Consider the following 13,195-nt stretch of genomic DNA (forward strand, 5'->3'; position numbering starts at 1 on the left):
TGACGACGCCGGCTCAGTGAACGATATTGTTCACCAAAGGGACAGAAGGTCCCCCCTCAAGGAGCCCCCCGATGACCCAGCCCCAGACCACCGCCCCCGCCCAGGACCTCGACCTCTCCTTCGGCCTCGACCTCGCGGCCTTCTTCCCCGAGGAGCCCGCCGACCTCGGCCCCTCCCCCGAGGGGTGGGACGCGCTGATGCGGCAGATGGCCGACGCCGAGATCCACGATCTCCCGCTCCCTGAGAGCCTGCTCCCCCTCCACGACGCGCCCCTCGACCTCTCCTTCTGAGCCGACCGCCGGGGCACCCGCCCCGGCCTCTCCTCCAGCCGCCTCGGCAGAGGCGGCTCGACGATGGGCCACAGTGAACAAGCCCGCTCCCCTCCGGGCCAGCACAGGGAACAGGAACATGTCGAACTTCTTCATCGCCGTCCCCGCCAAGGCCCCCACCGCCATCTTCGGCGTCGGCACCACCGAGGCCGCCGCGATCGCCGACGCGGTGAGCTGGGGCGACCCGAGCGACAAGGACGCCGCGGAGGTCTGGCAGGCCCTGCCGGCCACCGAGACCCTCTACAACCTCGTCCTCAACGAGGGCACGCCGAAATCCTGGGGCTCGATCACCGTGGGCGCCCAGGAGCTGCGCTGCACGGTCGACGAGGAGGAGGCCGTCGAGATCGCGGCCGACATCCTGAAGGCGGTCGGCGAGAGCGTCGACGGCGGCTCGGACCTCTCGGGCTGGAACGGCGAGGAGGCGATCGACGCCTACGCCGAGGGCTCCAGCTGGGCCGACGACGTCGAGTCCCGCCCGGCGCTTCGCAAGGCCGTCGCCGCCGCGATCGACGCCGAGCTCGCGACCTGGCGCGCTCAGGCCGCCTGAGGACGACAGCCGGGGCCCAGCGCCCCGGCCCTTCTCCGGACCGCTCCACGGATTCGAGCGGTCCCGACGAGGGCCGGCACGCCCCCTCGCGAGAGGACCCACCCTGAAAGGATCGCTCACATGCTGTTCTGCACCCCGGCCCCCGGCCTGTCCCACGCCGGCATCCTCGCCTGGTGCACCCTGACCGCCCTCCGCGACGACGAGCTGCACGACCTGCTCGGCGGCCACGTGCCCGTCGAGACGACCCCCGAGCCGACCTACCTGGAGCTGACCGCCGAGGAGCAGGCCCGCGGCTGGCTCCAGCGGGCCGAGCAGCGCGTGCTGGAGATCAAGCGACGCGGCGGCACGAGCGCCGAGATCGTCTCGGCCCGGCAACAGGTCGACCTGGCCCACCTCCGCGTCACCTTCGCCAGGGCGGTCGAGGCGGTCGGACCGCTGGACGCCGACCGGACGCTGGAATTCGATTGGAACGACTACAGCCGCTACGAGGTCCGGGACGAGGACGACGGGGTGCTGTTCCACGTGCCGCGGACGTTGCGGCCTCAGGACATCCACTGGGCCCTCGCGATCCACGACCGCGCCTTCTTCCAGGGTCTCGCGAAGGGCCGGGAGCAGGTGCGGAGGCCAATCCTCACCGCCCTGGGGCTGATCGACGGCGAGTGAACGCCCTGGTTCACTCGGTAGGTTCAGTGATACGATCCGTTCACCCAGGGCCACCCGCCCCGGGGTTCGCACATAAGGAGGGGGATCCATGGGAACGCGCGAGTTCACTGACGGCGAGGAGCGCGCCCGGCGCGTCGCCCTGGTGCAGGCGGTCGGCGAGCGGGTCTACGGCGGGAGCTGGCAGACGCCGCTCGCCGACGCGCTCTCGGCCGCGACGGGGCGCTCCCTCGGGCGGGCCCGGGTCGCTCAGTGGATGCTCGCCGACGGCGCGAAGCCGGTGCCGGGCTGGGTCGTCGACGCGCTCCCGTCGATCGCCCGGGACGGGGCCGCCCGCCTGCGCCGGCACGCCGACGAGCTCGACGCCCTATTCGCCGAGGGCGGCGCCGGCGCCCCGCCGGCCGAGGACGAACCCGACGCGGCCGGGGAGCCCCCGCTCGAATCCGGGACGGAAGCCACGGCGGAGGCTGCCCCGTACGATGACGGGTCCGATTTCGACGTGGATGCCTTCGTCGAGAAGTTCGCTCACGTCCGGCCAGCCTCGCCCGAGCCGGAGCCCGCCCCCGAGCCGACCGGCTGGCGCTCCCGCTTCGCCGAGGAGAACATTGGCCGCATGCGCAGCCTCATCCACCGCTAGGCCTCGTCGTCGACCGGGCCCGCCTCGATCTTTCGCAGGCGGGCCATCCGGCGCTCCTCGGGCTCCTCCGTGACCCCGGCGAGCTTCGAGCGGATCTCGGCGATGGTGACAGGGGCGTAGGCCCACGAGTCCACGCCGACGTCGCAGCTTAGGCTGGACGGCGAAAGCAGGTCGTGCGTGTGACCGAAGAGCTGGACCGTCCGGCCGAAGCTGCCCCTCCACGCCCTCATCGGGTAGTGGCACAATACAAGCCGCATCCCGTCGATCGAGGTCTCGACGATGTGCTCGACCGGCCCTGCCCACGGCAGCGCGAGCGTGTCGGGCCCGTCGTGGTTGCCCTTGACCAGCATGAGCCTTCCGTTCAGCGCCGCGAAGATCGAGGCCGCCTCGGCCGGGGTCGCCCCCAGCGCGAAGTCGCCCAGATGCCAGACGACGTCGTCCTTGCCGACGCGGGCGTTCCAGAGCTCGACGAGGGTGCGGTTCATGTCGCGCACCGACGCGAACGGGCGCTTGCACATCCGCAGGATGCCCTCATGAGAGAAATGTGTGTCCGCGGTAAAGAAAGTATTCCTACGGGCCATTTTTACGGGTCCTCAATCTGGGACCCGGCGCGCGGCGCTGCAGGTCCCTAGGGTTGGGCGGAGGGTTGGGGATTCGAACGATGGGCCCTGGGTTTCATGACGTCCTCCGGCGGGGCATGAGGGACCGCTCCTCGATCACGGGCGAGCCGTCGAGCGGGGGCAGCTTCACGAGCGCGATCGCCTCCTGGGCCTCCAGGAACTCCGGGCCGCCCGAGTAGAGGCCGAGCGTCATGCCGGGGCGCTTGTGGCCGACGATCGCGGCGATCAGGGGCTCGCCGACGCGAGCGCGCTCCAGCTTCGTGATGAACCAGCGTCTCCACGAATGGAAGTTGATCTTGCTACGGCGGCGACCCTGTTCCTCGTCTCGCACCCCAATATCAGAGGTGTACTTGGTGTAGCGCTTCGAGAAGTAAGACGAGCGCGGCTTCACCGAAGTCGACGGCGGACCGGGCCACTCCGGGAACAGGTCGTCCTTGGGCGCCTTGCCCTCGATCCGGCGCGCGATGATCTCGTCGAGGTCGGGGTGGACCGGGACGTGGCGACTGTCCCGCTCCTTCTTCTGCGCCTTGAAGGTGAAGTAGCCGTCGAACAGGCCGCCGACCTTCAGGTCGATCACGGCGTCGAGGCGGGCGCCGGTCAGAGCGGCGATCATCATCACGTCGCGCATCCGGTCCCCTTCCATGGGGCTGCCCATGAGAAGCTTCTGGACCTCGCCATCGGTGTAGGGCCGCTCGTCGTCGGCGCGCTCCGTATCCGGCTTGTCGAGGTTGAGGTCGAGGAACGGGTTCTCCTTCGCGTATTCGCGTCGGGCAAGCCACGCCCAGTAGAACTTGATCCTCCCGAAATACTTGGCCTTGCTTGCCCATGACAGGTTCGTGTCGGCATCCATCCAGTCCATGAACCGGATTGCATTGCGGCGGTTGATGTTCTCGATGAACGGCTCGATGTCGTTGGCCTCCAGCCAGTCGAGCAGGATCGACAGGGCGCGGGGTTCGTCGAGCTTGCTCCGCGCCTTGATCTTCAGGCCGTCGACGAAGGCCTGATGATGGAACGCGATCGGGGTGTCCCCGGCGAGCACGCGCCGGAACTCGGTGACGGACTTCACCGCCTCCGGGGTCGGCCGCCGGACCGGGACGATTCCGTCAGGAGTGTGCTCGTTGACCCAGGTCGCTCCCTCATTGAGGATCTCGTCGCTCCGCTCCAGGGCGCCTTGAATCATGAAGTCGGCGAGGTTGTCGTCCGCCGTCTCCAGGAGCTTGCGGGTCTCCAGGGCCTCGGCGAGGAGGGATCCGCGCTTGCCGCCTCGGGCCTTCCAGGCGTCCTCGATCCGCTTCTTGAACTCGGGCACGACGCGGTCGCGGACCAGCTTCGCCTGCCCCTTCGACTTCGTGCCGGTGGACTTCACGAGGCGGCTGCCCAGCTGCTGGCGCAGTGCCTTCGGCACGCCCATGGAGACGCGGTACAGGCCGTCGTGTACCGTGAGATACGCCATCTCGGGGTCGGGCTTGCGGGGCACGGGCGGGGGCGTCCTTGGAGGGGGATATGATCCGGTTTTGAACCGTAATACGACCCGGAAAGCCGCGCAATTCCCTGGACTTGCTGACGCTAGAATGGGTTAACGGATCCCAGTCGTCTAATCCCTCCGTCTCCGCCACCTGCTTTGCAAACTCGTAAGCCGTTGAGATCACTGAGCTCCGGCGAGCGTTGAAGTCAGCTTCCTGACCGACTTTTGGCCTATCCAGTGGTGCAGAAGCTTCGGCTATGCGGCGCGATCCTAACCACCGCCTCGCGGATACGCGGGGTGGTGCGAAGGCATGCTCGCCTGATCTCGCAATGAACGATGATGGCCCCGCCCATCGTCGTGTCGCCCCGTCAAACCGGTGACGATGCTGCCGAGATCGGCCGTGGCCGCGGCACACGGTCAGCACACGCGAACTGCCCTCGCACGTACGCTTCGTCGCCGGTGCTGACGGCTTCACAGTCACGACGCCAGTCGTCGGACTGAGCGAGACGTCCGGTCCCCTGATATCAGCGGCATGATCCCGAATTACTAAATCCGGTCCGGAACCGCTTTGCGCGCAATTCGTTTGAGCACGGCTGTCGGCTTGGCAGCTTGGCGCGAGAGGGAGCGACGCGGGCGTGACGGCGGATGTCGACAGGCATGAGCTTCGGCAGATCATCGCCGGCCTGAGCGAGGGCGTGATCCTGGTCGAGCCCGACCAGACCATCGCCTACGCCAATGAGGCCGCGCTTGCCATGCACGGCGTCGAGACCCTCGACGGACTCGGCGCGACCGTCGATGCCTACCGCGAGCGCTTTACCCTGCGCTACCGCAACAATCGCGCGCCCGAGCATTATCCGATCGAGCGGGTGGTCGCAGGCGAGCGTTTCCATGATGTCGTCGTCGAGGTGCGGCAGCCCGACCGCCCGGACGTCTACTTCGTCCATTCGCTCCGCAGTTTGGTGGCCACCGACCGCAACAGCAAGCCGAGTTGCCTCGCCCTCATCCTCAAGGACGTGTCGGACCAGTTCGAGGCCGAGGAGCGCTTCGAGAAGACCTTCAACGCAAACCCGGCGCCCGCCATCATCACCCGGCTGTCCGACCTACGCCACGTCAAGGTGAACGCGGGCTTCCTGGAGATGACGGGCTATGTCCGTGATGCCGTCATCGGCCGCAGCGTCTACGAGGTCGATGTGCTGGCCGGCGCCCGCAACCGCGACCTCGCCGTGTCGCGCCTGAACGAGGGCGGCACCATTCCGCAGATGGAAGCCTGCCTCAACCTGCCGGATGGCGGTTCGCGTTTCGTCATCGTCGCGGGCCAGCCCATCGAGATGGGCGAAGAGCCCTGCATGCTGTTCACCTTCGCCGACCTTGAACTGCGCCGGAAGGCCGAGACCGCGCTCCGGCAGAGCGAGGAGCGCTTCGCCACGGCGTTCCGGTTGACCCCGGTGCCGACGCTGCTGGCGCGGCTGGACGGCTTCACGGTGACCAGCATCAACGACGCGTTCACCCGCGTCTTCGGCTACGGCGAAGACAGCGTGGTCGGGCGCTCGCCCTCCGAGACCGGGCTGTGGGTGGCCGATGCAACCCGCGAGCGGTTCGAGGAGGCGGTCGGCCGCACCGGCTTCGTCCCTGGGCAGGAGGTCTGCCTGCGCCACCAGGACGGGTCGGAACTCGACTGCCTCGCCTCCGCCGAGCGCGTCGAGATCGGCGAGGAAACCTTCGCTCTGCTCGTCCTGCAGGACATCACCGAGCGCAAGCGCGGCGAGCGCGAGCTGTTCGACGCCATCGAGGCGGTGATGGCCGACACCTCGTGGTTCAGCCGCGGGCTCATCGAGAAGCTGGCCAACCTGCGCCAGCCCGGCGGCCACGACGGCGTCGGAGCCAGCCCAATCCTCACCGTGCGCGAGCGCCAGATCCTGAACCTGATCTGCACCGGTCTTGATGACGACGCCATCGCCAAGCGGCTCAACCTGTCCCGCAACACCGTCCGGAATCACGGTGCCGCGCTCTACCGCAAGCTCGGCGTCCACAAACGGGCGGAGGCCGTGATCTGGGGACGCGAGAACGGATTTCCCCTCCACCCCTCCGGTACATAAAAACCGCTCTACTGGTATTTTGATACTATTGATTGGCGCGCGCGAGCGGACATCTCAAGCCAGCCGGGTTTTTCCCAGTCACTCGCGAGGTGCTGATGACCGACCGCGCGAAATCGACGTCCACCACCGAAGCCAAGGGTTCGGTGAAAGAGGCCATCGGCAAGCTGACGGGTGATGCCCGCGTCGAGGCCGAGGGCAAGGCTCAGAAACGCCAAGTGCAGCCGTCGAAGGCCGCACCGCGCAGCAAATGACCCGAAGGTCATCCGGCACATCGATGTGCCGGCCCTTCAAGAACACGAGGAGAATGACATGGTCGATACGGACAGGATCACGGGCGCCGCCAAGGAGTTCGGCGGCAAGGTTCAGGGCGCGGTCGGCGACCTGACCGGCTCGAAGAACGATTCCGTCGAGGGCCGCTTCCGCGAAGCGCAAGGCACCGCCGAGAACCTTTACGGCCAGGCCAAGGACGCCGTCCGGCACGCCGCAGACGAGGTCTCCGACTATGCCGAGGACGCCTACGACCGGAGCCGCCGCACCCTGCGCGAGGGATCCCGCGATGTCGGCGGGTACGTCTCCGAGGCGCCGGGCACCTCGCTTCTCATTGCCGCCGCGGTCGGCTTCGGCCTGGGCCTTCTCGTCAGCCGGCTCTGACACCTCCCTTCTTTTCGACTTCTCTGACCACCGGAGTAATTGCGTGACCACGACTACAAGCCTATCCCCCGTCGCTGCCGGCGACACGCGGGCCGTACTGCTCAACGAGGTGTCCTGGGGCGCCATCTTCGCCGGCGCCGTGACCGCCCTCGTAACCCAGGTCGTCCTGAACCTCGTCGGGGTGGGCGTCGGCTTGGCCTCCGTCGGCACCAACGCCGCCGACAATCCGGACGCCTCGACCTTCTCGCTCGGTGCGGGGCTGTGGTTCGTGGTCTCGGGCATCGTCGCCTCGCTGGCCGGCGGTGTCATCGCCGGTCGCCTCTCCGGCAAGCCGCTGCCCGGCGTGGCCGCCCTGCACGGCCTCGTCGCCTGGGCAGTAACCACGCTGGTGGTTCTGCACCTCATCACCTCGGCCGCGAGCGGCCTCGTCGGCGGCACGCTCGGCACGGTTTCGGGCGCGCTCGGCGGCGCCGGCAACATCGTCGGCGGGACGGTGCAGACCGCGGCCCAGGCCGCAGCCCCCTCGCTGTCGAAGATTGCCAACCCGCTCGACGGAATCGAGCGGACGGTTCGCGAGCAGTCCGCCGGCCAGGACCCGCAGGCCGCCCGTGATGCGGCCGTCGCAGCCGTCCGTGCCGTCCTGTCGGGCGACCCGGCCCAGAAGGAGCAGGCGAAGAGCCGCGCCGCCGACGCGCTCGCCAAGGCGCAGGGCATCGCGCCCGACCAGGCCAAGGCGCAGATCGACGGCTACGAGAAGCAGTACGAGCAGGCCGTCGCCACGGCCAAGCAGAAGGCCGAAGCCGCCGCCGTGGCCGCCAAGTCGGCCGCCACCCAGGGCGCGTTCTACGCGGCCCTGGCGCTGATCCTCGGCGCCCTCGCCGCCTTCTTCGGCGGACGCCTCGGCGCTCCGAAGCCCGCGACGCTCGTCGGCACCTACGACGCCCGCCGCGCCTGATCACCCTTCCCTCGGCTCCCGCCGCCCTAAGCGGGAGCCTCCACGACCGGCGCTGCCGGTGAACCTGACCACCTAAAAGGAGAGCATCCGATGAGCAGCACGACCGACAAGATCAAGGGCCTGGCCAACGAGGCGGCCGGCAACGTCAAGCAGGGCATCGGCAACGTCACCGGCAACGACAAGCTCGTGGCCGAGGGCAAGGCTCAGGAGCTGAAAGGCGAGGCCCAGAAGACGGTCGGCGACGTCAAGGACGGTGCCAAGAACCTCGCCGACAAGGTCACCGGCAAGCACTGATCCCTGCGCGGGGCCGGCCCGGCCGGCCCCGTCGCTATCCCTTTGCCCTTCCTACTCGTCATTCGGAGAGAGCCATGAACCGCGATCAATTCCGCGGCGCGTCCCGTCGCATCAAGGGCCGTGCTCAGACCGCCCTCGGCGGCGTCACGGGCGACCCGGTCCGCCAAGTGCGCGGTGCCGCGAACCAAGTGGCCGGCGGAGCGCAATACGCCTATGGCAGCGCCCGCGACCGCATCGAAGATCTCGCCCGCGACGGCGAACACCTCGCCCATTCCGCACGTGAACGGGCCGACGACCTGATTCAGGATGGGCGCCGTTATGCCGGCGAGGCCCGCCGCCGCGGCCGGGATTACGGTCGCCGCGCCGTCCGCCACGCCGATGCCAACCGCACCTCGACGCTGCTCGGCATCGCCGCGGCCGCCTTCGCGCTGGGCTGGCTCGCGCGTCCGTCGCGCTGACCGCCGCAATCTTGGAGACAACCATGATCCGCAAGCTTCTCACCGCCCTCGTCCTGCCGAGGGTCATCGCCTTCATCAGCCGCCGCCTCACCGGCCGGGCCACGACCCCGACGCGTCACAGGCGCTGAGCCGCCGGAACGGGCATCGACGACGACGCGAAACCCTAGTTGGGCCAAGCTCGTCCTCGCCGCGACCTTGGCCGCGCTTCAGGGATGCGCGGCTATCGCAGCATGAACCGGTCGGCCTTCGGTGCCTCACGGCCGGTCTCGCCGAGCGCATCGAGGATCGCCGCATCGGCTGTGTGCAACAGGGTGTCGAGGGGCAGGTCGTTGGCGTCGGTGCCGAACGGCTCTTCCAGCTCGTCGCCGAGCGCGTCGAGGCCGAAGAACGCGTAGGCGACGAGCGCGGCGATGATCGGGGTGGACCAGCCGAGCGAGCCGGCAAGCCCGAACGGCAGCAGCAGGCAGTAGAGCCAGGCCGTCCGGTAAAGCAGCAGCGTGTAGGCGAAGGGCAGCGGCGTGCCGTGAATGCGCTCGCAGGTGGCCTGGATCGCGGAGAGGCTGGCGATCTTGTGCTCCAGGCTTACGAACAGCACGTCGCTCAGCGCGCCGGCCTTCGCCGCGCCCGCGAGATCCCGCGTCAGCCCCGTCAGCGCCGCGTCGGCCCCGCTCGGCCTCTGCCCGAGGGTCAGAACTTCCTCTGAGGGCAGCCAGGGGGCGAGCGCCTCGGTCTCGTCGAGCCCGCGCAGGCGGGCATGCAGGGCATGGGCGAAGCCGGCGCCCCGGCGCAGGCAGCGGTGGCGCAGGGCCTCGTGCTCAGGTTCCGGCAGCAGTGCCGGCAGAAGCCGCGCGAGGCCGCGCAACTCGACGATCAGGCTGCCCCAGGCCCGCCGCGCCTCCCACCAGCGATCGTAGCAGGCGCCGTTGCGGAAGCTCAGGAAGATCGAGAGCGCGAGCCCGACCAGGGTGAAGGGGCCGATGCCGGCCGTGACCGGGAACCAGGCCGCGTGGCGCTGCTCGATCGCCACCACGAGGAAGGAAAGCGCGGCGATCACGATGACCTGGGGCGCAACCTTCGGCAGGATCGAGCCGCGCATGGCGAACAGGATCGTCAGCAGGCCGGGGCGGGGACGGACGATCATGGCACGTGTCTCAGCCGGCGCAGGCCGCGACCAGCCGGCGCATGAAGGCCTCGCCGCGGGCGAGTTCATCGAGGGTGACGAACTCGTCGGGCTGATGCGCCTGATCGATCGAGCCCGGCCCGCACACCACGGTCGGGATGCCGGCCCGCTGGAAGCGTCCGGCCTCGGTCGCGTACGGCACGGTGATCGTCGCGTTGCGGCCGGCGAGCCGCAGGGCCAGCCGCTCGGCCTCCGAGCCCGGATCGGGCGCGAGCCCCGGCACGGAGACCTCCTCGACCGTCGCGATATGCCCGAACTCGCCGTAGCGGTTGAGGCGTTCGCGGGTCACACGCTCGCAGGCGGCAGCGAAGAGAGCGGGGATCTCGGCCATGTCGAGGTCGGGCAGGCCGCGGAACTCCCACAGGAAGGTGCAGAGCTTCGGCAGGATGTTGCGGGCGGTGCCGCCCTCGATCACGCCGACATGGACGGTGGTGTTCGGCGGGTCGAACCGGCCGGAGGCGTCGCCGCGGGCGACCATCGCGTCGGCGATGCGGTTGAGTTCGGCGATGAGGTCGGCCGCCGCCATCACCGCGTTGGCGCCGAGACCGGGCTTGGCCGAATGCGCCGCGTGGCCGTGCACCGTGGTGTTGTAAGTCACGACGCTCTTGTGCGCGTCGGCCACCTGCATCTCCGTCGGCTCACCGACGATCACGGCGCCCGGCCGCGGCAGGTCGGCGCCGAAGCGGGCGATGGTGTCGGCGACGCCGAGGCAGGTAGTCTCCTCGTCGTAGGAAAGCAGGATGTGGATCGGCCGTGTCAGCCCGGCCTCCAGCGCCGCCGGCACCATGGCGAGCGCCAGGGCGTCGAATCCCTTCATGTCGACGGCGCCACGGCCATAGGCGCGGCCGTCGGCAACGCGCAGGCGGAAGGGATCGGAGGTCCAGGCCTGACCCGTTACCGGCACGACGTCGGTATGGCCCGAGAGCACGACGCCGCCATCCGTCACCGGCCCGAGGGTGGCGAACAGGGCAGCCTTTTCACCCTCCGCGTTCGGCACCCGGAGATGGGGCACGCCCCAGCTGTCGAGATACTCGGCCACGAAGTCGATCAGCGCGAGGTTCGACTTCGAACTCTCGGTGTCGAACGCGACGAGCCGCTCCAGAAGCTCCAGCGGCGTGAGGCGGGTGCCGCCGGCCGGCGCCGTCAATGGACGACGCGGCGCAGATGAGGCGAGTCCAGCGAGAAGGCCGGAATCTCCGCCTCGAAGCTCTCGCCGCCAATCGTGGACATCGTGTAGCTGCCCGCCATCAGGCCGTCCGGCGTGGTGAGCGGGCAGCCGCTGGTGTAGCTGAACGACTCGCCCGGCTCGAGAACCGGCTGCTTGCCGACGACGCCCGCGCCACGCACCTCCTGGCAGGCGCCGCGTCCGTCGATGATCCGCCAGTGGCGCGAGCGAAGCTGCACCTGTTCGCTGCCGTTGTTCACGATCTCGACCGTGTAGGCAAAGAAGTAGCGGCTCTCGCCCGGCGAGGACTCCTCCTCGACGAAACGGGGCTCCACCGTCACCATGATGCCGCGCGTCTCGGCCTTGTACATCGCGTGAAAGCATCTCCGTGGACGGCACGCAGGCCGCATCGCGACATTCGCGACGCGCCGTGGTACGTGGCGCCAGAAACCTCGTCAATCACGGTATCCTACGGTGAGCGGAGGCCGGAGACCACGTGCCGAACGCTTCGCACCGGGGAGAATTCGAGGGAGCCTTGATGGCTACGCGGCCCGATCGACCGCCCCTGGCGGCGGGGCCGGCTCTCGGCTCCGTCCTGATGCTCGCTGTCGCCCTCGCCTTCGCGTGGTGGGACCCGGCTCAGAACCGGTGGCCGGCGCTCGCGCTCGTGATGGCGCTCGGCCTCGATACCGCCGCGCGGATCGCGGCCCGGGCCGTCCGGCAGCGGACGGGCGTGGAGACTGAGATCCGCGGCCTGCCCTCACCGATGCTGGCGCTTGGCAAGGCGATGGGGATCGGTGCGCTTGTGGTGGCGGGCGTGTCATATCTGCGGCCCGATTTGTTTCCGCTGCTCGCGAGCGCGCTCGCCGGTCTCGTGGCGATGGGCGCCTGCGCCCGGCTCGCGCTGGCACGGATGGTCGTTGCCATCGAGGCGGCGGAGCGCGCGGAGGCCGAGGCCAAACGCAAAGGCGAGGGGACGGGACGATGAGCGGAGACGTGCCGGCAGCATCCGGTATCCTGCCGGCGCAGGCCATCACGGCGCTGACGCAAGCCGGGGCGATCCGCCCCGCGACCGCCTACGCCGCCGACCAGATCCAGCCCGCCAGCCTCGACCTGCGGCTCGGCCGCCGCGCCTACCGGGTGCGCACGAGCTTCCTGCCCGGCAGCGGGCGTTCGGTCGCGACCTGCGTCGAGGCCTTCGCGCTGCACGAGATCGACCTGACGCAGGGCGCCGTCCTGGAGACGGGCTGCGTCTACATCGCCGAATTGCAGGAAACCCTGGCGCTCCCCCCGATCTCAGCGCCAGCGCCAACCCCAAAAGCTCGACCGGTCGCATCGACGTGTTCACCCGCGTCATCACCGACCGCGCCAGCGCCTTCGACCAGATCGAGGCAGGCTATGCCGGCAAGCTCTACGCCGAGATCTCACCGCGAACCTTCCCGGTGCGGGTGCGGACCGGCTCGCGCCTGTCGCAGATCCGCTTCCGCCAGGGCGACCCGCGGCTACGGGAGACGGAGCTTGCCGCGCTCCACGCCAGCGACCCGCTGATCGATGCCGCAACCCCCTCGCTTCAGGGCGGCGTGCCGGTCTCGGTCGATCTCGCGGGCTTCGACGGGCTGATCGGCTACCGGGCCAAGCGCCATACCGGTCTGATCGACGTGGACCGGCCGCGCGGTCACCGCACCCGCGACTTCTGGGAGCCGCTGCCGGCGGACGGCAGCCGCACGCTGATCCTCGATCCCGGTCAGTTCTACATCCTGGCTTCGAAGGAGGCGGTGCGGGTGCCGGCTGACTACGCAGCCGAGATGGTGCCGTTCGATCCCCTCGTCGGCGAGTTCCGCGTCCACTATGCCGGCTTCTTCGATCCGGGGTTTGGCCTCAGCGAAGCGGGCGGCGCCGGCGCCCGCGCGGTGCTCGAAGTGCGCTCGCGCGACGTACCGTTCCTCCTGGAAGACGGCCAGATCGTCGGCCGCCTCGTCTACGAGCGCATGCTGGAGCGGCCCGCGACCCTCTACGGCGCGGGCGCCGGCTCGAACTATCAGGCGCAGGGGCTGAAGCTCTCGAAGCATTTCGCCAGCGAGCCGGAGCCGCCCGCAGCCTGATCGATCCGCCGCGGACTGGGGGCTTCAACCGGCGGC

The 13,195-nt window shown here is 69.4% G+C and carries 16 protein-coding genes and 1 pseudogene; 12 read left to right on the forward strand and 5 right to left on the reverse strand.

Translation table 11 applies throughout. From position 1 onward, the window contains the following. The first annotated feature begins 71 nt into the window (after nt 1–71). The 4 genes from OVA30_RS23290 (at nt 72) to OVA30_RS23305 (ending at nt 2,173) form a co-directional block, all read left to right on the forward strand. Nucleotides 72–290 (forward strand): hypothetical protein, encoded by a 219-nt coding sequence (locus OVA30_RS23290; protein ID WP_268177116.1) that lies wholly within the window; start codon nt 72–74, stop codon nt 288–290. Nucleotides 291–408: 118 nt separating this feature from the next. Then, nucleotides 409–876, forward strand: a complete 468-nt coding sequence (locus OVA30_RS23295) for a hypothetical protein (RefSeq protein WP_268177117.1) — start codon at nt 409–411, stop codon at nt 874–876. A 120-nt stretch (nt 877–996) separates the two neighbouring features. Further along, a complete protein-coding gene (locus tag OVA30_RS23300; RefSeq protein WP_268177119.1) occupies nt 997–1,539 on the forward strand; it encodes a hypothetical protein in 543 nt (180 codons plus the stop codon). 88 nt (nt 1,540–1,627) lie between these two features. Continuing rightward, the gene (locus OVA30_RS23305; RefSeq protein WP_268177121.1) at nt 1,628–2,173 is read left to right on the forward strand and encodes a hypothetical protein; all 546 of its coding nucleotides are present in this window, start codon (nt 1,628–1,630) and stop codon (nt 2,171–2,173) included. Here OVA30_RS23305 and OVA30_RS23310 read toward each other — a convergent pair. Continuing rightward, nucleotides 2,170–2,754 carry a metallophosphoesterase family protein gene (locus OVA30_RS23310; protein ID WP_268177123.1) on the reverse strand — a complete coding sequence of 195 codons (585 nt, stop codon included), beginning with the start codon at nt 2,752–2,754 and terminating at the stop codon, nt 2,170–2,172. The genes OVA30_RS23305 and OVA30_RS23310 overlap by 4 nt on opposite strands. Before the next feature lie 94 nt (nt 2,755–2,848). After that, nucleotides 2,849–4,270: a tyrosine-type recombinase/integrase gene (locus OVA30_RS23315; protein WP_268177125.1), complete on the reverse strand. Its 1,422-nt coding sequence runs from the start codon at nt 4,268–4,270 to the stop codon at nt 2,849–2,851. A gap of 623 nt (nt 4,271–4,893) precedes the next feature. On the opposite strand from OVA30_RS23315, the gene OVA30_RS23320 reads away from it, so the two are divergent. From OVA30_RS23320 to OVA30_RS23345, 6 genes are all read left to right on the forward strand, one after another. Further along, complete coding sequence (locus tag OVA30_RS23320; protein ID WP_268177126.1) at nt 4,894–6,354, forward strand: helix-turn-helix transcriptional regulator; 1,461 nt, start codon at nt 4,894–4,896, stop codon at nt 6,352–6,354. 95 nt (nt 6,355–6,449) lie between these two features. After that, on the forward strand, nt 6,450–6,605 hold the full coding sequence (locus tag OVA30_RS23325; protein ID WP_268177128.1) for a CsbD family protein: 156 nt from the start codon (nt 6,450–6,452) through the stop codon (nt 6,603–6,605). A gap of 58 nt (nt 6,606–6,663) precedes the next feature. Then, nucleotides 6,664–7,005, forward strand: coding sequence for a CsbD family protein (locus OVA30_RS23330; RefSeq protein WP_012605518.1), 342 nt, complete (start codon nt 6,664–6,666; stop codon nt 7,003–7,005). 43 nt (nt 7,006–7,048) lie between these two features. After that, nucleotides 7,049–7,960, forward strand: coding sequence for a PhnA-like protein (locus OVA30_RS23335; protein ID WP_268177131.1), 912 nt, complete (start codon nt 7,049–7,051; stop codon nt 7,958–7,960). 90 nt (nt 7,961–8,050) lie between these two features. Continuing rightward, on the forward strand, nt 8,051–8,254 hold the full coding sequence (locus OVA30_RS23340; RefSeq protein WP_012605520.1) for a CsbD family protein: 204 nt from the start codon (nt 8,051–8,053) through the stop codon (nt 8,252–8,254). A 74-nt stretch (nt 8,255–8,328) separates the two neighbouring features. Next, nucleotides 8,329–8,712, forward strand: coding sequence for a CsbD family protein (locus OVA30_RS23345; RefSeq protein ID WP_268177132.1), 384 nt, complete (start codon nt 8,329–8,331; stop codon nt 8,710–8,712). Nucleotides 8,713–8,932: 220 nt separating this feature from the next. On the opposite strand, the gene OVA30_RS23350 is transcribed toward OVA30_RS23345, so the two are convergent. From OVA30_RS23350 to apaG, 3 genes are read right to left on the reverse strand one after another with little or no spacing between them, the layout of a single operon-like run. Beyond that, on the reverse strand, nt 8,933–9,853 hold the full coding sequence (locus OVA30_RS23350; protein ID WP_253399107.1) for a bestrophin family protein: 921 nt from the start codon (nt 9,851–9,853) through the stop codon (nt 8,933–8,935). 10 nt (nt 9,854–9,863) lie between these two features. Continuing rightward, the gene (argE, locus tag OVA30_RS23355) at nt 9,864–11,039 is read right to left on the reverse strand and encodes an acetylornithine deacetylase (protein WP_268177134.1); all 1,176 of its coding nucleotides are present in this window, start codon (nt 11,037–11,039) and stop codon (nt 9,864–9,866) included. Further along, a complete protein-coding gene (apaG, locus tag OVA30_RS23360) occupies nt 11,036–11,428 on the reverse strand; it encodes a Co2+/Mg2+ efflux protein ApaG (RefSeq protein ID WP_003601773.1) in 393 nt (130 codons plus the stop codon). The genes argE and apaG overlap by 4 nt, the downstream gene beginning before the upstream one ends. Nucleotides 11,429–11,595: 167 nt before the next feature. On the opposite strand from apaG, the gene OVA30_RS23365 reads away from it, so the two are divergent. After that, nucleotides 11,596–12,045, forward strand: coding sequence for a hypothetical protein (locus OVA30_RS23365; RefSeq protein ID WP_268177135.1), 450 nt, complete (start codon nt 11,596–11,598; stop codon nt 12,043–12,045). Beyond that, nucleotides 12,042–13,159, forward strand: a pseudogene (locus OVA30_RS23370) (2'-deoxycytidine 5'-triphosphate deaminase). Before OVA30_RS23365 ends, OVA30_RS23370 begins: the two are co-directional and overlap by 4 nt. The last annotated feature ends 36 nt before the right edge of the window (nt 13,160–13,195 follow it).

This window comes from Methylorubrum sp. SL192, from assembly GCF_026672325.1.
Taxonomy (GTDB): domain Bacteria; phylum Pseudomonadota; class Alphaproteobacteria; order Rhizobiales; family Beijerinckiaceae; genus Methylobacterium; species Methylobacterium extorquens.

What these genes read in the sequence shown, in the direction of transcription:
- OVA30_RS23290 (WP_268177116.1), top strand. Translation starts at nt 72, where the DNA reads ATGACCCAGCCCCAGACCACCGCCCCCGCCCAGGACCTCGACCTCTCC.
- OVA30_RS23325 (WP_268177128.1), top strand. Translation starts at nt 6,450, where the DNA reads ATGACCGACCGCGCGAAATCGACGTCCACCACCGAAGCCAAGGGTTCG.
- OVA30_RS23305 (WP_268177121.1), top strand. Translation starts at nt 1,628, where the DNA reads ATGGGAACGCGCGAGTTCACTGACGGCGAGGAGCGCGCCCGGCGCGTC.
- OVA30_RS23350 (WP_253399107.1), bottom strand. Translation starts at nt 9,853, where the DNA reads ATGATCGTCCGTCCCCGCCCCGGCCTGCTGACGATCCTGTTCGCCATG.
- OVA30_RS23345 (WP_268177132.1), top strand. Translation starts at nt 8,329, where the DNA reads ATGAACCGCGATCAATTCCGCGGCGCGTCCCGTCGCATCAAGGGCCGT.
- OVA30_RS23365 (WP_268177135.1), top strand. Translation starts at nt 11,596, where the DNA reads ATGGCTACGCGGCCCGATCGACCGCCCCTGGCGGCGGGGCCGGCTCTC.
- OVA30_RS23310 (WP_268177123.1), bottom strand. Translation starts at nt 2,754, where the DNA reads ATGGCCCGTAGGAATACTTTCTTTACCGCGGACACACATTTCTCTCAT.
- OVA30_RS23300 (WP_268177119.1), top strand. Translation starts at nt 997, where the DNA reads ATGCTGTTCTGCACCCCGGCCCCCGGCCTGTCCCACGCCGGCATCCTC.
- OVA30_RS23295 (WP_268177117.1), top strand. Translation starts at nt 409, where the DNA reads ATGTCGAACTTCTTCATCGCCGTCCCCGCCAAGGCCCCCACCGCCATC.
- apaG (WP_003601773.1), bottom strand. Translation starts at nt 11,428, where the DNA reads ATGTACAAGGCCGAGACGCGCGGCATCATGGTGACGGTGGAGCCCCGT.
- OVA30_RS23330 (WP_012605518.1), top strand. Translation starts at nt 6,664, where the DNA reads ATGGTCGATACGGACAGGATCACGGGCGCCGCCAAGGAGTTCGGCGGC.
- OVA30_RS23340 (WP_012605520.1), top strand. Translation starts at nt 8,051, where the DNA reads ATGAGCAGCACGACCGACAAGATCAAGGGCCTGGCCAACGAGGCGGCC.